This window comes from Bradyrhizobium sp. HKCCYLRH1034 (assembly GCF_051168375.1).
GTDB lineage: Bacteria > Pseudomonadota > Alphaproteobacteria > Rhizobiales > Xanthobacteraceae > Bradyrhizobium.
On sequence record NZ_JBNPUW010000015.1, the window covers coordinates 169,103 to 187,301 of the forward strand.

The following is an 18,199-nucleotide window of genomic DNA, read 5'->3' on the forward strand; positions in this document are numbered from 1 at the left end:
GCCAGCCATTCAATTCCACGATGAAAGCGTCCCGCGATCAGGTCTTGACGATGGTGCCGTCGCTGTCGGGCGCTGCGAGAGTCGCGCGCGCGCTCTCCTGCACCATGAACTGGGCCTTCGCGAGTTCCGCGAAGTGGCCGCCCTTGGCGACGAGTTCATCGAACGTTCCGCTTTCGATCACGCGTCCGTTCTCGAACACCAGGATTCGCGTCGCGTTGCGGATGGTCGAGAGCCGGTGTGCGATCACGAAGGTCGTGCGTCCCCTCATCACCTCGTCGAGCGCCGCGTTGAGCTTGGCCTCGGTGACGGCATCGAGCGCGGAGGTCGCCTCGTCGAGAATCAGGATCGGTGGATCCTTCAAGAGGGCACGCGCGATCGAGAGCCGCTGGCGCTCGCCACCGGACAGCATGCGGCCGCGCTCGCCCGCGTTGGTATCGAAACCCTGGTCGGCACGATCGATGAAGTCGAGCGCCTGGGCGCGCGCGGCGGCGGTGCGCAGCTCCTCGTCGGTCGCGTCGGGCTTGCCGACCAAAAGGTTCTCGCGGATCGAGCGGTTGAACAGGAGCGCCTCCTGGAACACGACGCCGATGTTCCGGCGCAGCGCCGCGAGCTTCAATCCGCGCACATCCATGCCGTCGATCTTGATGAAGCCCGACTGCGGATCGAAAGCGCGATGCAGGAGCGCGATCGCCGTCGACTTGCCGGCGCCGGTCGGGCCGACCAGCGCGATGGTCTGGCCCGGCAGCGCGGTGAAAGTGAGGTCCTCCACCGCCGGCCGCTTGCCGTCATAGGAGAACGACACATCGTTGAATTCGACCAGGCCCGAGAGTCGGCCGACCTCGATCGCGTCGGGGCGGTCGCGCACGGCCGGCACGGCATCGAGCACGGTGAAGAACTCGGCCAGCCGCGGCGCCTCCATGAACACGTTGTTGATGAAGGACACGACCTGCTCCAGCTTCTGGATCAGCATGGTCGCGAACGACACGAACATCACGATCTCGCCCACCGACGTCAGCCCGGCCTGATGCAGGGCGATGCCGAGTGTGAAGATCGCGAGCACGGTGATGGTGGTCGAGGCACGCGTGATGACCGTCACCAGCGCCCACCAGCCGAGCACCGGCATCTGCACCGACAGCAATTGTCCGGCGACGGTGCGCAGGCCCTGCACCTCGGCATCGATGCGCACGAAGCTCTGCACCAGCGCGACGTTGCCGAGCGCGTCGGAGGCACGCGCCGACAGGTCGCTGTAATGCTCCTCGACCTCGCTCTGCATGCCGTAGGTCTTGCGCACGACCAGGGTCGTCAACACGGTGAACACGACGCACAGCACGAACAAGAGGATCGCGAGCCGCCAGTTCAGATAGAGCGACAGCGGCAGCAGCACCAGCACCGACATGATCGCGGCGAAGTGCTCGCGGAAGAACGACAGCCACAGCTTCCACAGCGCGTCGGTGCCGTTGATCATCACCTTCATCAGCCGGCCGGAATGGGTGCCGGAATGGAACGTCAGCGGCAGCTGCAAAATGTGCTCGAAATAGCTCGTCAGCACCGCATGGCGCTGCCGGTGCGCCAGCCGGTCGGCCTGCAGCGCGACCCAGGCGCTGGCCAGAATCGTGAACAGGCCGAATCCGGCCCAGGCCGCGAGCAGCGGCCAGGCGGTGCTGGCCGAGGCCTTGCCGGAGAGCGAGTCGACAATGCGTCCGAACAGCACCGGGTCGGCGAACTGCGCCACCGCCAGCGCCAGGTTGGCGATCGCGAGAAACCAGCCGAGCCGCGCCTCCTTTCCGAGCAGATGGAGCACGCGGGCATAGATGCGGAGCAGGGACATGGCGGGGCGCTTCGTGTCGGCAGTTGGAATCAGCGCTGGGCGCGCGGCACCATGTTAGCAAGGGAACGGCCGCCGCGGCGAGCGCTCAGTTGACGAGCCGGCTGTCGGCGGGCGGCAGGAAGCTGTCGTCGAAGATGTCGGCGGGTTGCGGACGCTTGTGGTGGAATTTGCCGTCCTCCGCGAGCTGGTCGAGGGCCCGCTCGAACCGGGCGGGCTCGATGCTGCCGATGCCATCGCGGCGGACGTCCGGCGTCAGCACGTTGTCGACGAGCACGCTCTGCAGTCGCTGCAGCTCGAGCTCGCGGGAGCCGTCATCCATCCGGCTCACCACGTCGGCGATCGCGCCGGCAGGGTCCTTGATGGCAAGCTGGAGCCCCGATGTCAGCGCGCGCAGGAAGCCCTTCACCGCCGCCGGCTGCTTGGCCGCAAAGCCGGGATTGACGATCACCGCATGGCCATAGGCCTCGCAGCCATAATCAGCGAAGCGCAGCACCGCGAGATCGGCGGCGGGCACGCCGCGGTCGCGCAGATTGATCGCCGAGAGATACGAGAAGCCGCTGACGGCATCGACCTGGCCGGCGGACAGGATCGGCTCGCGCACGGCCGCGCCAACGCGCGACAGCTTGATGGTCTCGGGCCTGAGATGGTTGTGCCTCACGACCGCCGGCCACAGCCGGATCGAGAGATCGCCCTCGGCGACGCCGAGCGTCTTGCCTTCGATGTCGCCGAGCCCGTTGATGCCGCGACTCCTGCGCGCGATGATCGCATAAGGCGCCCTGTTGAACAGCACGAACACGGCCTTGACCGGCTGGCTGTTCGACGCGTCGCGATAGCGGATCAGCTCGTTGATGTCGGCGAGCGCCATGTCGGTCTCGCCGGAGGCCACCCGCGCGATCGCATCGGGAGAGCCCTTGGCCGTGGTGATGGTGACGGTCACGCCCTCGGTGGCGAACAGCCCGCGGCTGGCGGCGAGGACCAGTGGCGCCATGCTGCCATCGAGCGGCCGATCCAGCGCGAACATGACGGCGACCGGACGTTTCGGCTCCTCCGCTGCGGCTTCCTCTCTCGACAGGCATGAGGGCACGACGAAGGCGGCGAGGAGCGCCAAGGCAAGCAGGGTGACGGGTCGTCGCATGCGCATCATGTCACGCCGGTATTCGCAGGCCGTACCGGTCTTGTCACGCCGGTATTCTAATCAGTTCGCCGGCCATCGCGGGATCGAGATGTCAATTTCGTGACAACGTCGCGGTGCCGCTGCCGCTCGGGGCCGGCGGTGCCTGATCATGTCGGATCGAATGTGAACGGTCCATGAGCAAGGCCTGCGGCGATTTGCGGCTTCGACTCCGGGTTTCGCGGGGGGAACTGTGGGCGCAGTTCGCGAGTTGGTACCCGAGATTAGATCGTACGGAGGATCCACATGATCGCACAGCGCGGAAGTTTTTCACGCTTTGGCCGTGCTACCGTCCTGGCGACGGTGGCCGCGGTGACTTTGACGGCCGTGCAGCCGACACTCGCCTTTGCCGGCTCCGCGCCGGCCGAGAAGGGCGTCGTCGCCAAGACGGCCAATGATGGCGGCCTGACCGATGTCAGCGCGCGCCGGCGCCACTATCGCGGCAACGGTGGCGCGGCGGCTGCGGCGGCGTTCGCCGGGATCGTCGGCACCGGACTTGCCATCGCGGCGACGCAGAACCGCCGCTCCTACTACGAGGACAACTATTACTATGGCCGGCCGGCCTATTATGGCTACGGACCGCGCTATCAGTATTACGGCGGCGGCCCCTATTACGGTGGCGGCTATTACCATCACCCGCATTGGTGATGTGAGATCGGACGAAACGATCCGCCGGCCGCCGTGCCGGCGGATTTTTTCTTGCCTGCCGCGAACGTTAATATGCGTACCATCGAATTTAACTATTGTGGCGAGATGACTGATTCGATCGATCGGCTCTATCGCGCTGTCCTGGCGGCCAGGGATCTCGACCCCGCGCGATCGCGCACGGCCAAGCTGATGCAGCAGGGCACGGCCAAGATGGCCAAGAAGCTCGCCGAGGAGGCGATCGAGGTTGCGATCGATGCCGTCGGCGGCGACGCCCAGGCCGTGGTGCGCGAAAGCGCCGACCTGATCTACAATCTGGCCGTGCTGTGGGCCGAGCTCGATGTCCAGCCCGAGGACGTCTGGCGCGAGATGGAACGGCGCGAGCTGATGCTCGGCATCGCCGAGAAGCTGCCGAAATCGCCGGTCAAGGTCGCCAAGGCCGCGCCCGGACGGGTGGCGGGGCGACCGATCGTCGCGGCCGAAAGCCGGACCATCCGCAAGCGGCACTAGTGTGGCGGTCCGATTCGGGCCGACATATGGGCCATGGACAAATCCTGCCCGGTTTGCTTCATCGCCAGCATGCTCAGACGGATCTACGACTGGTGTATCGACGCCGCCCACAAGCCGCATGCCATGTGGATCATGGCCGCGGTTGCCTTCGCCGAAAGCTCGTTCTTTCCGGTGCCACCGGATGTGATGCTGATCCCGATGTCGCTGGCGAAGCCGCAGCGGGCGTGGCTGTTCGCCGGCGTCTGCACCGCGGCCTCGGTGGCGGGCGGCCTGGTCGGTTATGCCATCGGCGCGCTGCTCTACGACTCCCTCGGCCATTGGCTGATCCAGCTCTACGGCCTCGGCGACAAGGTCGAGGCGTTCCGTGCCTCCTACGCCGAGTGGGGCGCCGTCATCATCCTGGTGAAGGGATTGACGCCGATCCCCTACAAGCTGGTCACGATCACGTCGGGCTTCGCCGGCTACAATCTCTTTCTGTTCGTCGTCTGCTCGATCATCGCGCGCGGCGGCCGCTTTTTCATCGCCGCGATATTGCTCAACCGCTATGGCGAATGGATCAGGGTGCGCATCGAGAAGCATCTCGGCCTGTGGGTGGCGATCGGCGCGGCCGTGCTGGTGGCCGGATTCGTCATCGCCGTGAAGCTGATCTGATGCGGCCGCTGCGCCCGGGGCTGGGGGCAGGCGCGGCGCTGCTCGCCGTCGTCTCGGTTCTCTCCGCCGCCGCGGCATGGGCGCAAACGACGCCTTCCTTGGGGCTGCGAGAAGCGCCGCAACAGCCACCGCAGCAGGCGCGTGCCGTCCAGCCTGCGCCGCCTTCCAGTCCGGGTCTGGTGGAGGAGCTCGGCAAGCTGTTCGAGAAGATGTCGATCATTCCGCTGAAGCCTTCGGGCGATGCCCGCGCCGAGCCGCCGGCGGCCGGCAGCGATCCCACCGGCGCTGCCGCGGATCAGCCCGCTGCGACACCGGTGCAGCCCGGTGGCCCGGTCGCGCCGAAGGGCGGCGCCGACGTGCTGAAGGAGACCGGCGAGACCTTGTCGCGCCTCGCCCAGCCCTCGAGCATGATCTCCGGCCGCTCGGTCTGCCCGATCGCCGCCAACGGCACGCCGGATTGCAAGCTCGGCGCCGACCGGTTGTGCCAGGGCAAGGGTTACAAGGAAGGCAAGAGCCTCAACACCGATTCTGCGGAGACCTGCTCGGCGCGGGTGCTGATCCCCGGTCGCGAGCGCAAGCCGGGCGATTGCCGGACGGACACCTACGTGACCTCGGCGCTCTGCCAATGACGCCGGCACGCCAGCGTCTCAACGCAAGACCCTGGTCCGGCTTTTCCGGTCCCTCTGCGAGCGAATTGCCATCACGGCATGATGTCGGGCATGCTCGCGATCACGAGTGTTTCCGCATTTCAACGCAAGAGGAATTCCCATCCATGTCCATGCCCGCCTTGTTCAAGGGCCGCCTGACGATCCCGGTGATCGGCTCGCCGCTGTTCATCATCTCCGTGCCCGACCTGGTGATCGCGCAGTGCAAGGCCGGCGTGGTCGGTTCGTTTCCGGCGCTCAACGCGCGGCCGGCCGCGCTGCTCGACGAATGGCTGGCGCGCATCACGGAGGAGCTCGCTGCCTATGACCGGGCGCATCCGGAACGCCCGTCGGCGCCGTTCGCCGTCAACCAGATCGTGCACCGTTCCAACAACCGGCTCGAGCAGGATCTCGCGCTGTGCGAGAAGTACAAGGTGCCGATGATGATCACCTCGCTCGGCGCGCGCGAGGAGCTGAACCGGGCGGCGCATGGCTGGGGCGGCATCGTCTTCCACGACGTCATCAACCAGACCTTCGCGCACAAGGCGATCGAGAAGGGCGCCGACGGCTTGATCCTGGTCGCGGCGGGCGCCGGTGGACATGCCGGCACGATCTCGCCGTTCGCCTTCGTGGCGGAGACGCGGAGCTGGTTCGACGGCCCGATCGCGCTGTCCGGCGCGATCGCGAACGGCCGTGCCATCCGCGCCGCGCGCGTCCTCGGCGCCGACTTCGCCTATATCGGCTCGGCCTTCATCGCCACCAAGGAGGCGAATGCGGTCGAAGGCTACAAGCAGATGATCACCAGCTCGGGCGCCGACGACATCGTCTATTCGAACCTGTTCACAGGCGTGCACGGCAACTATTTGAAGCCGTCGATCGTCGCCGCCGGCCTCGATCCGGACAATCTCCCGACCTCCGATCCGTCGAAGATGAGCTTCGGCACCGATGCCTCGGGCGAGCGCGCCAAGCCGAAGGCGTGGAAGGAGATCTGGGGCTCGGGGCAGGGCATCGGCGCCATCAAGGACGTGCTGCCCGCCGCCGAGCTGATCGCGCGCTTCAAGAAGGAATATGACGAAGCAATCGATCCGCCGCTCTAAGCGGCTCCGCGACGGACAAAAGAAAAGCGCGGCAGCCAGGGCTGTCGCGCTTTTTTGTTGAGGTCGCAACAAGCGGGCGGGCTATTCCAGCTCGATCGCCTGGAACTTGCCGCGCTCGTCGAGCGCCGTGCCCCAGATCTTATGCGAGGCCTGGTGTTCGGCGCGGCCGAAGCCGAGCTTGGCGCCGAGACCGAGATCGATGTCACGCATGTTCTCCAGCGTGTCGATCAGCGCCTCGGTGTCGAGCTGCGGGCCGACCCGGCGCAGCGCCTGGACCAGCACGTTGGCCGAGACGTAGCCTTCGAACGACACGTAGGACGGTGCCTCGCCCGGGAAGTACTTCTCGAGCGCGCTCTTGTATTCGAGCACGGCGCTCGAATAGCCGCCGACGGCCGGCACCACCTGGGTGACGATGACGCCGCTGGCATAGCGCGGGCCGAGCAGCATCAGCTCGTCCGAGAGCTCGGTCGAGCCCACGAAGGAGACGTTGGTGTAGATCATGTGCGGGAACAGATCGCGCGTCTTCTCGATGAACTTCGCGGCGGCGCGATAGGTTGCGACCATGACGATCGCCTTGGGCGGGTTCTTCAACGCCCGCAGCTGGTTGACCGCGTCGTCCACGTCGACCGTGTTGCGCTTGTAGTTGAGGCGCAAGATGGACGTGTCGGCAAGGCCGAGCGAGCGGAAGGCCTTGGCCACACCGGAGAAGCCGGCATCACCATAGGCGTCCTGCTGCGCGAACACGGCGATGTCCTTGGCCGGCAGGCGGCGCAGCTTGACCAGATAGCGAACGACGGTGTCGGTCTCTTCGGCGTAGCTGGCGCGATAGTTGAACACGTAGCGATCCGGCGGATCGTTGCGCAGGAGGTTGGCGCCGGTGAACGCGCCGTAGAACAGCACGCGGCGCTGCAGGGCGTAGGGCATCGCCACGGCAGACGTCGGGGTACCGACATTGCCGACGAAGCCGAACACCTTGTCCTTCTCGTAGAGCTGCTTCATCGCGTCCAGCGTCCGCGACGGCTCGTAGCCGTCGTCGGCCGAATAGAGCCGCAGCGAGCGCCCGGCGATGCCGCCGGCGTCGTTGGCGCGGTTGAAGGCGGCCTCGATGCCCATCTTCATCTGCCGGCCGAGCTCCTTGGCAGCGCCCGAGAACGGAGCGGCGATGCCGAAGCGGATCTCGTTGGCGGTGACGCCCTGGACGTTGGAGGTGGACGCCGGCGGCAGCGTCGCGGTCGGTGCCGTCGCAGCCACGGCCGCGGACGGGGCGATCACCCCGGCGAGGCTGGTGGCGGTTTGGCTCGGCGCGCTTTGCCCGAGCGAGCGCTCGAGCTCGGCGAGCTGGCGGCCCGCGGAGTTACAGTCGGTCTGAGCCGCCCCGACGCGGTTGCGTCCATCGGCGACGTAGCCGTTGAAGACGCGGGTGAGCTCGTCACGATCCGAGCCGCCGGTGGAGGCCTCCCGGATCACCTCGCGAAACTTGTCGACAATGGCCTGAACGCGGCCCTGGTCGATCGCCTGACAGGCGGATGCTGCTCCCACGATCGGCCCGACCCGGCTCGCAAGATTACGCACCACATCCGCATTGGTGCCCGCCGCGCTGGCGGGCGTTGCGAGCAATGCCGCAACCAAGAACACGCTACAACGAAAGTTCATTGCCACTATCCCACTTTGGACCCCATCCAGGTCTTCCGCCTGGTGAATTGACGCCGTGTCTGCGACGGAGAAGACATAAGACCGTCACCATGCACAGACCAGCCTTTCCTAAGAGCATGACCATTTCGGTAACCCGACACGCCTTTTTCCGATCATACTTTAGGACCTGCTAACGAAACGTCTTCACCAGTTCTTCCCCTTAGAAGCTAATTCTACTCAAGTTCGATTGCCTGATACGTGCCGGTTTCGTCGAGTGCGGTGCCCCAGATCTTGTGTGAGGCCTGGTGCTCCGCGCGTCCAAATGCGAGCGTCGTGCCGAGGCCGAGATCGAGGCTGCGCATCGATTCGAGCGTGTCGACCAGCCGCTCGGTGTCGAGCGGATTGGTCTGCTTCAGCGCCTGGATCAAAATCGTCGCCGCGATATAGCCTTCGAGAGACGTATAGTCCGGCGCCTCGCCGGGCGCGTATTTGGCCAGGGCGTTCTTGTAGTCGAGCACGAGGCTCGAATAGCCCGAAACCGCCGGCACGCCCTGCGTCACGATGACGCCGTTGGTGAAGCGCGGGCCGAGCAGCTTGAGCTCGGTCGCGAGCGAGGTCGAGCCGACGGCGGACACGTTGGCGTAGATCAGGCCCGGTACCGCGTCGCGCGTCTTCTCGATGAACTTCGCGGCGGCGCGATCGGTCGCTACCATGATGACCGCCTTGAGTCCCGGCTTGTGCGCCTTGACCTGATTGACCGCCTCTTCCACGTCCATCGTCGCGCGCGGATAGTTGATGCGCGTTACGGCATCGCCGATGTTCAACTGCCGGTAGGCCTTCGCGACACCGGCGAAACCGTCGTCGCCGAATGGGTCCTGCTGGGTGAACACGGCGATCTGCCTGGGCGAGACGCGCTTCATGTTGATCAGGTAGCGCACCAGCGCGGCCGTCTCCTCGGCGTAACTCGCCCGGTAGTTGAAGACGTAGCGATCCGGCGGATCGCGTCGCACCACTGCTGCGCCGGTGTTCGGTGCAAAGAACAGCGTGCGCCGCTCCAGCGCATAGGGGATCGCCACCTGCGAGTTGGCGGTGCCGACGTTGCCGATGAAGCCGAACACCTGCTCCTTGTCGTAGAGCTGCGTCATCGCCGCCAGCGTGCGGCCCGGGTCGTAGCCGTCGTCCGCCGCCACGAGACGGAGCATGCGCCCGTTGACGCCGCCGGCGTCGTTGGTGCGTGCGAACGCGGCCTCGATGCCCTGGCGCATCTGACGCCCGGTCTCCTTGCGGATGCCGGAGAACGGCAGGACCATGCCGAAGCGGATCTCGCGGTCGGTGATGCCGCGCACGGGGCTCGCGGTGACGGCGCCAGTCGTCGTTTCGGCCTTGACCGGTGTGATCGGGGCCGTCGCCGCAGCCGGCTGGTCGAGCGAGCGTTCGAGCTCCGTCAGTTGCCGCTCCGCGGCGGCGCAGGTCGCCTGCGAGGCGCCCGTACGACTACGGCCCTCGGCGATGTAGCCATTGAAGCTGCGGGTCAGCTGATCGCGCTCGCCGTCATTCCTCGTCGCCTGGCGGATGGCTTCGCGGAATTTGTCGACCATGCTCTGGACGCGGCCCTGCGCGATGTCGGGGCACGCGGAGGCCTGTCCCACGATCGGTCCAACCCGGCCGCCAAGCTCCCTGACGACGTCGGGAGCCGCCGCCAAAGCGGGGCTGAAGGGAGCTACGAGAACACTCCCGATGATCAACGCGGACCAACGCACGGCCATCGAACCTTCCACCTGCTCAGCTTGTTTCAAACCCTCTTCGTTCTACTATTCGTGGCATTTCGAATTAATGTCGGGTTTCTCTGTCGCTCTTTATGTCCTGGTAGTTGAGGCCGTCGCGCCTCTAGCGGTATCCTATTCAAGTTCGACGGGTTGGTAGGTGCCGCTGTCGTCCAGTGCCGTGCCCCAGATCTTGTGCGAAGCTTGGTGTTCGGCGCGGCCGAAGCCGAGCTGCGTGCCGAGGCCGAGATCGATGTTGCGCATGTTCTCGAGCGTTTCGACCAGTTGCTCGGTATCGAAGTTCGGACCGGCGCGCTTCAGTCCCTCGATCAGGATGCTCGCGGCGATGTAGCCCTCGAGCGAGGTGTAGTCGGCCGGCTCGCCCGGGGCATATTTCGCAAGTGCGGTCTTGTATTCGAGCACCAGGCTCGAATAGCCGGAGACGCCGGGCACGGTCTGGCTGACGATCACGCCCTCGGCGTAGCGCGGTCCGAGCAGCATCAGCTCGCTGGCGAGCGCCGAGCCAGCAACCGCGGAGATGTTGGCGAAGATGACGCCCGGAAATACGCCCTGGGCCTTCTCGATGAACTTGGCTGCGGCGCGCGTCGTCGCCAGCATCACCACCGCCTTGACCGGTGTCTTCAGCAGCTTCAGCTGATTGATGGCGTCGTCGACCTCGACCGTGTTGCGCGGATAGTTGACCCGCACGATCGAATTGTCGCTGACGCCGAGCGTGCGGAACGCCCTGGCCACCCCGGCGAAGCCGGCGTCGCCGAAGGCATCGTTCTGCGCGAACACGACGATCTGGCGCGGATGCAGCCTTCGCATCTTCACGAGATAATGGACCAGCGCGTCGGTCTCCTCGGCATAACTCGGCCGGTAGTTGAAGACGTAGCGGTCGGGCGGATCGTGGCGCACGACGTTGGCGCCGGTATAGGGCGCGAAGAACAGCGTGCGGCGCTCGAGCGCGTAGGGGATGGCGACCGCGGCGGTGGCCGAGCCGAAATTGCTGATATAGCCGAACACCTGCTCCTTCTCGTAGAGCAGCTTCATCGCATCCAGCGTGCGCGCGGGATCGTAGCCGTCATCGGCGGTGACGAGCTTCAGCATGCGGCCGTTGACGCCGCCGGCCTCGTTGGCGCGATTGAACGCCGTCTCGACGCCGATCTTGAGCAGTCGCCCGCTCTCCTTCACCGGTCCGCTGTAGGGAATGACCATGCCGAGCTTGATCTCGCTCTGCGTCACCCCGCGCACGTTGCCGGCCGGCGGCAGCAGTTGCGCCGGTACAGTCGCGGCCTGCGCCGTTGCAGGTCCGATGCTCACGGCAGACAGGTTCGCGCGCGCCGGAGGCGGCGCTGCGATGGATTGTTCGAGATCGGCAAGCTGCCGATTGGCGCCGCCGCAATCCAGCCGGCCCGACGTGACGAGGCTGCGACCTTCGGCGACATAGCGGTCCAGCAGGCGCGTCAGCTCGTCACGATCGGCCTCGCTGGAGGCGGCCTCGCGGATGACGAGCTGGAATTTCTCGATGATGGCCTGGATGCGCGGCCGGGCGATGTCGCGGCACGCGAGCGCGGCGCCAATGATCGGGCCGACGCGGCTGCCGAGCTGGCGCGCCACGCTCACACTCTCGCCGGGCGCAGCAGCGGCCTCGCCGGCCACGAGGGACGCGAGCAGGATGGCTGCCATACGGGCGTGAGCCAGCGGACGGCGTGCTGCCGCTTTCTGCGGTAGGACGTCGATCATCGTCGCCTGTGATATGTTGGAAGTCGGATCAGTCGTGCAGAGGGTTAGCGAACCCGCTCCATCTGACCCGTCTTCTGGTTCCACTGCATGAACTGCTGCAGCATGGGCTTTTCTGGAGTGTCGGTCTCTGCCGTCGGCGCCGGAGCGTCCGCGAGCAGCGATTTGAACTGCGACAGCGCCGGAGCCTGCGGCTCGACCCGCTCGGGCAGCGCGCTGGTCTGGTCCGCCTTGGCGTCCTGCACGTCGGCGGCGACCGGCGGCAGCGTCTTCATCGACTGCACGGCGGCGACGAAGGACGAGCTCGCGTCGGGCTGGCGCCACACCGGCACGATGTTGACGAAGAACAGCGCGACGACGGCGGCGACGCCGGTTGCGGCGGCGAAGCGGCCGGCCACCTTGAACACGACCGACCGGCGGTCGCGCTCGCGCTCCAGATCCGGCGGCTCGCGCATGACTTGCGGATTCAGCGACTGGCGAAGGGATTCGAACACGGCGGTCTCCAGGCGAGCATCGAGCGGTCCTTGCTGTCCCGAAGCGGGACGCTCGGCCGCCTCCGCTGCCTTGGCATTGTCACCGACGAGAGATAGACGCGCGGCTTCCGGACGTTCGCGCAGCCACCGCGGCGCATAGTGCAGCGGGTCCTGCGGGTTCATCGGATTCTGTTCACTCAACGAACTCATACGCTACTCCTCTGACGCTCGATTCCGGTAAACTGATACGCTTCTGCCACGGTCGTATGAGAGCTAGTTTCAAACGAAGAGCGGGAGCTGGTCTGCCACTTCAGAGTATACGGAATCACTTGCAGAATCAGACGTTTCGCGTCGATCAGCGATCGCACGCCAGCGGTCCCTTCCTGCAAGGCGCCGTGGCACGTTTGCCGTGCCTTGGGCGCCTCTATCGATCCCATGCCCCGCCCCCTGACGAGTGTCAATCGATCGGAACCTCCTAAAGTCGTCGGTTCCGAATTATATGTACGTTAAAGTTATCATCATGATGTGATTAAAATGAGGCATGACAGGTCTTGACGCAGATGCTCATGAATTGCGTCTCATTGACGCCAAGATTGCGCCTTGATTCGATCATCATCGAACTATGTCGGGCGGGCCGCTGTCGATTTTTGAGCGGCTTAGCGTCGATTTAACCATCCGTTAACCATCTGGCGCCGACAGTTAACCAATCACTAAGAAGGGTTGGGTCGGATGGTCATGAGTGCCAGCGCTGAAACGGTGCGTCCTGTTATTCGTCTGCGCGGGCGCTCCTACGTCGCCTTCGTGTTTTCGCCGGTTGTGCCGATTGCCGATTGGCTGGCTGAGCTCGACGCAACGCTCGCGGGCTCGCCCGGCTTCTTCGTCGGCAAGCCGATCGTGCTCGATCTCTCAGCGCTGGATCTGAGCCCGCTCGCCATCACCCATCTCATCAAGAGCATCGAGTCGCGCAACATCCGCGTGCTCGGCCTCGAAGGCGTCGAGCAGGGGCGGCTGTCGCTCGGCATGCCTCCCTTGTTGTCGGGCGGCCGTCACTGCGCCGTGCAGGAGATCGAGCCGGAGAAGCCGTCGCTGCAGCAGCCGACCTCGCTGCTGCTCGACCAGCCCGTACGCTCGGGCCAGTCGATCGTGTTTCCCGATGGCGACGTCACCGTGCTCGGCGCGGTGTCGTCGGGCGCCGAGATCGTCGCCGGCGGCTCGATCCACGTCTACGGCACGCTGCGCGGCCGCGCGATGGCCGGCATCAACGGCAACGCGGCGGCGCGCATCTATTGCCAGAAGATCGAGGCCGAGCTGGTCGCGATCGACGGCTACTACCAGACCGCCGAGCAGATCGACGCCGCGTTGCGCGGCCGGGCCGTGCAGGCGCGGCTCGAAGGTCATTCCATGAAGATCGTTGCATTGAACTGAGTAGCAGGAGGATCCGTGACATGTCGAAAGTACTCGTAGTGACGTCGGGCAAGGGTGGCGTCGGCAAGACCACCACGACGGCGGCGATGGGCGCGGCGCTGGCGCAGGCCGGCGAGAAGGTCGTCGTCGTCGATTTCGACGTCGGCCTGCGCAACCTCGATCTGGTGATGGGCGCGGAACGCCGCGTCGTGTTCGATCTCATCAACGTGGTGCATGGCGTCGCCAAGCTGCCGCAGGCCCTGATCCGCGACAAGCGGCTGGAGAATCTCTGGCTGCTGCCGGCGTCGCAGACCAAGGACAAGGACGCGCTGACCGAGGACGGTGTCGGCCGCGTCATCGCTGAGCTGCGCAAGACATTCGACTGGGTGATCTGCGACAGCCCGGCCGGCATCGAGCGCGGCGCCATGCTGGCGATGCGCTATGCCGACGAGGCTCTCATCGTCACCAATCCGGAAGTGTCGTCGGTGCGCGATTCCGACCGCATCATCGGCATGCTCGACTCCAAGACCGTGCGCGCCGAGAACGGCGAGCGCGTCGAGAAGCACATTCTCATCACCCGCTACGATGCCGGCCGCGCCGCGCGCGGCGAGATGCTGTCGATCGACGACGTGCTGGAAATCCTGGCGACGCCGTTGCTCGGCATCGTGCCGGAGAGCCAGGACGTGCTGCGCGCCTCCAATGTCGGCTGCCCGGTGACGCTCAACAGCCCCGCGAGCGCGCCGGCCCGCGCCTATCACGATGCGATGCGCCGGCTGCTCGGCGAGGAGGTCGAGATGCAGATCCCGACCGAGCGCAAGGGCCTGATGAACCTGCTCTTGGGACGGAGGGCTGCATGAGTGTGCTGCGGCTCTTTACGGGGCGTGCAGCCTCCGCGCCCGTCGCGCGGGAGCGGCTGCAGATCCTGCTCGCGCACGAGCGCAGTCTGCGTGGACAGCCCGATCTCCTGATGCAGCTGCGCGAGGAAATCCTCGCCGTGGTTTCGCGCCATGTGGTACTTGATCCGGACAAGGTCATCGTTCGCATGGACCGGGGAAAGCATGTCTCGACGCTCGAGGTCGACATCGAACTGCCCAATGGCGCCGACCGCGCCTTTGCCAGCGCCGGCTGAGACGTGGCGAGGCGCGCGCTGATGCGGCCGATCTTCCGCATCGCGGACAATCGGGTCGCCGTCGGCTCCGATGCTGCGGGACCCTGGGATCCGACCATGCAACATGGGTCTGCGCCATCGGCGCTGGCCGTGTGGGCGGCCGAGCGCATTCCGACGAAGTCGCCGATGCGCATCGCCCGTGTCACCATCGACCTGATGCGCCCGGTGCCGCTCGCAGAGCTCCTCATCGAGACCGAGGTGCTGCGCGAGGGGCGCAAGATCCAGCTCTGCGCCGTGCGCTTGCGCGCCGGCGACACGGTGGTCGTCACGGCGACGGTGCTCAAGATCAGGCAGGACGCGGTGCCGCTGCCGGACGATGTCCGCGAGCTGCCGGTCGATCTGGTCGGCCCTGACGATGCGCTGCCGGAGCCGGCTGATTTCTCGACCAGCCCGTTCGTGCGTGGCATGACGCTGCGCGCCGCGCGCGGCCGGTTCGGCGTCAAGGGTCCCGGCGCGATCTGGTACCGCGTCGACTGGCCGCTGGTCGAAGGCCACGCCGTGTCGCAGGCGATGCGCGCCGTGGTCGCGAGCGACTTCTGCAACGGCACCTCCGCCGCGCTCGACTTCCACAGCTATACGTTCCTCAATGCCGACCTCACCGTGAACATGGCCCGCGAGCCGGTCGGCGACTGGATCCTGCTCGACGCCGAAAGCTGGATCGGCCCGGACGGCGCGGGTCTGGCGATGGCGCGGCTGGGCGATGTCAGGGGCTATTTCGGCCGGGTGGTGCAGAGCCTGGTGATCGAAAAGCGGTGAGGGGGCGGTCAGCCGTCCGGATTGCGTTCACGGCGAGTTGGCGAACTGATCACCGCACCGGCGCTGCCTCGTTTCCAACGGCGTGCTGCGGCGAGGTGTTATTAAGTTGGGCCGGTGACCGGCAGTTGCCTGCTTCGTTTCCGGTGAACCGATCAACCCCGCGCCAAGCTCCGCTGTGCCCTCTCCCCCGCTTGCGGGGGAGAGTTGGAGAGGGGGCGCCACGCACACCGCCGCTGGAGCGGCCCCCTCCCTAGCCCTCCCCCGCAAGCGGGAGAGGGAACAAACTGCCGTTGTCGCGAGTGAACGAGTTCAACGACGAACGATTTCGCTCTTGCGCCGCCCGCACCGTGTTCAAGAATCGTCCCACCTCCAGCTTCAGCCGGTTGCTGTCCTGTGACAGCGACTGCGCCGCCGACAGCACCTGGGACGAGGCCGAGCCGGTTTCGCTGGCGTCGTGCTGCACCTCGGTGATGTTGGACGACACCTCGTTGGTGCACTGTGCCGCTTGGCCGTGGAGTTATCAATATTGCTATAAACTTGAGCAGGCCAAGATGGTCGTATAACTACGACGCGGACTACACGCAGGTGAAACGACAAGCAGGTGGATGGGAATAAGCGTCATGGCGAAACCAACGAAGGCTACGAGCGTCGGCGAGGGGAACCAGTCTCCGTCGGAGCTGATCGACGCCCGGATCAAGGAGCTCGGGGATTGGCGCGGCGTCACGCTCAGCTACGTCCGCGATCTCATCAAACGGGCCGATCCCGATATCGTCGAAGAATGGAAGTGGCGTGGCGTTCCCGTATGGTCGCATGCCGGCATCGTCTGCACCGGCGAGACCTACAAGGCCGCGGTGAAGCTGACCTTCGCCAAGGGTGCATCGCTGCCGGACCCTTCCGGCCTGTTCAACGCCAGCCTCGACGGCAATACCCGCCGGGCGATCGACCTCCATGAGGGCGACGAGATCGATGAGACTGCGTTCATGGCGCTGATCCGCGCCGCGGTGGCGCTGAACATGACGAAGGGGAAGCGGTAGGGCTGGTGCATCGCTCCGCGCAGTCAGTATCAACGATCCAGGTCGCTGCTCACTCACCACGTCGTCGCGAGCGCAGCGAAGCAATCCAGGGCCAAGTCGAATCATCTGTCTGGAAGGCCTGGATCGCCTCGTCGTTTCGGGGGCTCGCGCCGGCGGTGTGCCGGTCGCCGACAACCTTTCGCAAGGATGACCCGTGTGCATCGAGGTGGGAGGAGGCGGCGGCCATGGTTGCGCTCTGCCGAGAAACACGCTAGTTCAGCGCATCCCAACTTCAACGCAGGAGGCGACGATGTTCAGACTCACGCGCTTCCCGGGCTCGCTGCGCGATCATTGACGCGGCCGACCGGGATGATTGTCCCGGCCATGATTTGACCCTTTCGCATCTCATCGAAAAGCCCGCGGCCCTCGTGGCCTGCGCTTGAACCGTCGTGTCATGACATCAAATCTCTTGCTGACTCCCAGCCGGGAGCCGGAGCGTTCCGACCTGCGCGAACGCCGGCTGCGGCGCTATTCGTCTCGTCTGCAATCCCGCTTGCGCGCATGCGCGATGCGACATCCTCATCTCGCCGACCTCGCGTTGAGCTTTCCGGCGCTGCTGTTCGCGCTGGCAGTGCCGCGCCCGGATGTCGATCCGGAGCGGGCGATCGCGTGCGTGATCGCGGGGCGTCCGCTGGCCGAGGCGGCGGCCGCGACCGGTCTGCCGCTCTGGCTGCGCAAGCTGCCACCGGAGGCGTTCGTCCGTCCGATCCCACCATTGCCAGACGGCGAGCTGTTCCGGCGGCAGATCGGCAACCATTTGCCGCGCTCGCCGAAGCTGATGCCGACCTGGCTGCAGCTCGTGGCGGAGATGGCGGCGCTGGCGCATGAGCCGGCCGCGGTGTGGATCGCCCGTGAGTATCTGCGGGCGCCGCTGGTGCTGAAGCGCGACCGCATGCATCTGCTCGGTCTGTGGATCTGGTTCTCGGGGCAGCCCGCCGGCTTCGGCCGCGAGCTCGTCGAAAGGCCGTGGACGCCAGCCATGAAGCTCGATGCCGCAATGACGGCTGCCCTCGCTTGGCGAGGGAAAGTCTCGCTGCATCTCAATCTCGGTCAACGGCCAATCCGCGACATGTGGCTCCATCCCGGTCGCGTCGGGGACTATGAGTTTCGGCCGCTGGATGACATCCCGGATCTGGTCGACGAAGCGATGACTATGCGCAATTGTGTCCGCACCTATGGCTCCGACATCGCCCACAATCGCTCTCGGCTGTGGAGCGTCCGGCACCTGGGCGAACGCGTCGCGACGCTGGAGGTCGCCGTCCGTTTTCCTGATCCGTTGTTGGGCATCGTCCAGCTCAAGGGACGGGGGAATGCTGACGTCGCCCGCGAGCTCTGGTGGATCGCGCGGCGCTGGCTGCACCTGCACGATCTGTCGCAGATCGAGACCGGTCGAATGAAATGGCGCCAGGCCCCTGTGGATCTCACCACATGGCGAATGCTGTGGCGGCCGTATTGGCTCGCCAAGCGCCGCATCCCGGACTGGTTGCCGCTCGCACCGTCGCGCGCTGCGTTCGCGGCGTTGTGAGATGGTTGTCGTGTCTGGACGCTCGTCCGACAAAATCAATGTCGTCCCGGCGAACGCCGGCAACTGTTATGTTGATGGAGTGATCGCATAAGGTTTTCGGTCGCGCATCATGGCAT

The 18,199-nt window shown here is 65.8% G+C and carries 17 protein-coding genes and 1 pseudogene; 11 read left to right on the forward strand and 7 right to left on the reverse strand.

The window, feature by feature from the left end:
• Nucleotides 1-37: 37 nt before the first annotated feature.
• Both ACQR0W_RS28740 and ACQR0W_RS28745 read right to left on the reverse strand, forming a co-directional pair.
• A complete protein-coding gene (locus ACQR0W_RS28740) occupies nt 38-1,828 on the reverse strand; it encodes a glucan ABC transporter ATP-binding protein/ permease (protein WP_316170784.1) in 1,791 nt (596 codons plus the stop codon).
• Nucleotides 1,829-1,913: 85 nt separating this feature from the next.
• Nucleotides 1,914-2,969 (reverse strand): ABC transporter substrate-binding protein, encoded by a 1,056-nt coding sequence (locus tag ACQR0W_RS28745; RefSeq protein WP_315751428.1) that lies wholly within the window; start codon nt 2,967-2,969, stop codon nt 1,914-1,916.
• A gap of 276 nt (nt 2,970-3,245) precedes the next feature.
• Here ACQR0W_RS28745 and ACQR0W_RS28750 point away from each other — a divergent pair, with 276 nt between their 5' ends.
• The 5 genes from ACQR0W_RS28750 to ACQR0W_RS28770 all read left to right on the forward strand — a co-directional run bounded on the left by ACQR0W_RS28750 (nt 3,246) and on the right by ACQR0W_RS28770 (nt 6,546).
• A complete protein-coding gene (locus ACQR0W_RS28750; RefSeq protein ID WP_315716292.1) occupies nt 3,246-3,647 on the forward strand; it encodes a hypothetical protein in 402 nt (133 codons plus the stop codon).
• 105 nt (nt 3,648-3,752) lie between these two features.
• Nucleotides 3,753-4,154, forward strand: a complete 402-nt coding sequence (hisE, locus tag ACQR0W_RS28755; protein WP_315716291.1) for a phosphoribosyl-ATP diphosphatase — start codon at nt 3,753-3,755, stop codon at nt 4,152-4,154.
• A gap of 69 nt (nt 4,155-4,223) precedes the next feature.
• Complete coding sequence (locus tag ACQR0W_RS28760) at nt 4,224-4,805, forward strand: YqaA family protein (RefSeq protein WP_315716459.1); 582 nt, start codon at nt 4,224-4,226, stop codon at nt 4,803-4,805.
• Nucleotides 4,805-5,434 carry a hypothetical protein gene (locus tag ACQR0W_RS28765; RefSeq protein ID WP_316170785.1) on the forward strand — a complete coding sequence of 210 codons (630 nt, stop codon included), beginning with the start codon at nt 4,805-4,807 and terminating at the stop codon, nt 5,432-5,434. The genes ACQR0W_RS28760 and ACQR0W_RS28765 overlap by 1 nt, the downstream gene beginning before the upstream one ends.
• Nucleotides 5,435-5,577: 143 nt before the next feature.
• Nucleotides 5,578-6,546: an NAD(P)H-dependent flavin oxidoreductase gene (locus ACQR0W_RS28770; protein WP_316187190.1), complete on the forward strand. Its 969-nt coding sequence runs from the start codon at nt 5,578-5,580 to the stop codon at nt 6,544-6,546.
• A gap of 81 nt (nt 6,547-6,627) precedes the next feature.
• On the opposite strand, the gene ACQR0W_RS28775 is transcribed toward ACQR0W_RS28770, so the two are convergent.
• The 4 genes from ACQR0W_RS28775 to ACQR0W_RS28790 all read right to left on the reverse strand — a co-directional run bounded on the left by ACQR0W_RS28775 (nt 6,628) and on the right by ACQR0W_RS28790 (nt 12,367).
• Nucleotides 6,628-8,199: an ABC transporter substrate-binding protein gene (locus tag ACQR0W_RS28775; RefSeq protein WP_315716288.1), complete on the reverse strand. Its 1,572-nt coding sequence runs from the start codon at nt 8,197-8,199 to the stop codon at nt 6,628-6,630.
• 212 nt (nt 8,200-8,411) lie between these two features.
• Nucleotides 8,412-9,944: an ABC transporter substrate-binding protein gene (locus ACQR0W_RS28780; protein WP_315716287.1), complete on the reverse strand. Its 1,533-nt coding sequence runs from the start codon at nt 9,942-9,944 to the stop codon at nt 8,412-8,414.
• Between the two features lie 132 nt (nt 9,945-10,076).
• Entirely contained in the window at nt 10,077-11,687 is a 1,611-nt protein-coding gene (locus tag ACQR0W_RS28785) for an ABC transporter substrate-binding protein (RefSeq protein ID WP_316170787.1), read from the reverse strand.
• 44 nt (nt 11,688-11,731) lie between these two features.
• Complete coding sequence (locus ACQR0W_RS28790; RefSeq protein WP_315716285.1) at nt 11,732-12,367, reverse strand: hypothetical protein; 636 nt, start codon at nt 12,365-12,367, stop codon at nt 11,732-11,734.
• A 519-nt stretch (nt 12,368-12,886) separates the two neighbouring features.
• Here ACQR0W_RS28790 and minC point away from each other — a divergent pair.
• From minC to ACQR0W_RS28810, 4 genes are read left to right on the forward strand one after another with little or no spacing between them, the layout of a single operon-like run.
• The gene (minC, locus tag ACQR0W_RS28795; protein ID WP_315826563.1) at nt 12,887-13,582 is read left to right on the forward strand and encodes a septum site-determining protein MinC; all 696 of its coding nucleotides are present in this window, start codon (nt 12,887-12,889) and stop codon (nt 13,580-13,582) included.
• Nucleotides 13,583-13,602: 20 nt separating this feature from the next.
• Nucleotides 13,603-14,418 carry a septum site-determining protein MinD gene (minD, locus tag ACQR0W_RS28800; RefSeq protein WP_315716283.1) on the forward strand — a complete coding sequence of 272 codons (816 nt, stop codon included), beginning with the start codon at nt 13,603-13,605 and terminating at the stop codon, nt 14,416-14,418.
• Nucleotides 14,415-14,690, forward strand: a complete 276-nt coding sequence (gene minE, locus ACQR0W_RS28805) for a cell division topological specificity factor MinE (protein ID WP_315716282.1) — start codon at nt 14,415-14,417, stop codon at nt 14,688-14,690. The genes minD and minE overlap by 4 nt, the downstream gene beginning before the upstream one ends.
• 21 nt (nt 14,691-14,711) lie before the next feature.
• Nucleotides 14,712-15,485: a thioesterase family protein gene (locus ACQR0W_RS28810; RefSeq protein WP_315826564.1), complete on the forward strand. Its 774-nt coding sequence runs from the start codon at nt 14,712-14,714 to the stop codon at nt 15,483-15,485.
• 334 nt (nt 15,486-15,819) lie between these two features.
• Here the strand turns inward: ACQR0W_RS28810 and ACQR0W_RS28815 are convergent.
• Nucleotides 15,820-15,993 (reverse strand): annotated as a pseudogene (locus tag ACQR0W_RS28815) (methyl-accepting chemotaxis protein); the annotation flags it as partial.
• Nucleotides 15,994-16,105: 112 nt separating this feature from the next.
• On the opposite strand from ACQR0W_RS28815, the gene ACQR0W_RS28820 reads away from it, so the two are divergent.
• Nucleotides 16,106-16,519, forward strand: coding sequence for a DUF1801 domain-containing protein (locus ACQR0W_RS28820; protein ID WP_315751436.1), 414 nt, complete (start codon nt 16,106-16,108; stop codon nt 16,517-16,519).
• A gap of 547 nt (nt 16,520-17,066) precedes the next feature.
• Complete coding sequence (locus ACQR0W_RS28825) at nt 17,067-18,083, forward strand: hypothetical protein (RefSeq protein ID WP_316170788.1); 1,017 nt, start codon at nt 17,067-17,069, stop codon at nt 18,081-18,083.
• Nucleotides 18,084-18,199 lie beyond the last annotated feature (116 nt).

Bases quoted from the DNA above. Each gene is read 5' to 3' on its own strand.
- minC (WP_315826563.1), top strand. From the start codon at position 12,887: ATGGTCATGAGTGCCAGCGCTGAAACGGTGCGTCCTGTTATTCGTCTG.
- ACQR0W_RS28825 (WP_316170788.1), top strand. From the start codon at position 17,067: ATGCGACATCCTCATCTCGCCGACCTCGCGTTGAGCTTTCCGGCGCTG.
- ACQR0W_RS28765 (WP_316170785.1), top strand. From the start codon at position 4,805: ATGCGGCCGCTGCGCCCGGGGCTGGGGGCAGGCGCGGCGCTGCTCGCC.
- ACQR0W_RS28770 (WP_316187190.1), top strand. From the start codon at position 5,578: ATGTCCATGCCCGCCTTGTTCAAGGGCCGCCTGACGATCCCGGTGATC.
- ACQR0W_RS28750 (WP_315716292.1), top strand. From the start codon at position 3,246: ATGATCGCACAGCGCGGAAGTTTTTCACGCTTTGGCCGTGCTACCGTC.
- ACQR0W_RS28760 (WP_315716459.1), top strand. From the start codon at position 4,224: ATGCTCAGACGGATCTACGACTGGTGTATCGACGCCGCCCACAAGCCG.
- ACQR0W_RS28790 (WP_315716285.1), bottom strand. From the start codon at position 12,367: ATGAGTTCGTTGAGTGAACAGAATCCGATGAACCCGCAGGACCCGCTG.
- ACQR0W_RS28745 (WP_315751428.1), bottom strand. From the start codon at position 2,969: ATGCGCATGCGACGACCCGTCACCCTGCTTGCCTTGGCGCTCCTCGCC.
- ACQR0W_RS28785 (WP_316170787.1), bottom strand. From the start codon at position 11,687: ATGATCGACGTCCTACCGCAGAAAGCGGCAGCACGCCGTCCGCTGGCT.
- ACQR0W_RS28810 (WP_315826564.1), top strand. From the start codon at position 14,712: ATGCGGCCGATCTTCCGCATCGCGGACAATCGGGTCGCCGTCGGCTCC.
- hisE (WP_315716291.1), top strand. From the start codon at position 3,753: ATGACTGATTCGATCGATCGGCTCTATCGCGCTGTCCTGGCGGCCAGG.
- minD (WP_315716283.1), top strand. From the start codon at position 13,603: ATGTCGAAAGTACTCGTAGTGACGTCGGGCAAGGGTGGCGTCGGCAAG.
- ACQR0W_RS28780 (WP_315716287.1), bottom strand. From the start codon at position 9,944: ATGGCCGTGCGTTGGTCCGCGTTGATCATCGGGAGTGTTCTCGTAGCT.
- ACQR0W_RS28775 (WP_315716288.1), bottom strand. From the start codon at position 8,199: ATGAACTTTCGTTGTAGCGTGTTCTTGGTTGCGGCATTGCTCGCAACG.
- ACQR0W_RS28820 (WP_315751436.1), top strand. From the start codon at position 16,106: ATGGCGAAACCAACGAAGGCTACGAGCGTCGGCGAGGGGAACCAGTCT.
- ACQR0W_RS28740 (WP_316170784.1), bottom strand. From the start codon at position 1,828: ATGTCCCTGCTCCGCATCTATGCCCGCGTGCTCCATCTGCTCGGAAAG.
- minE (WP_315716282.1), top strand. From the start codon at position 14,415: ATGAGTGTGCTGCGGCTCTTTACGGGGCGTGCAGCCTCCGCGCCCGTC.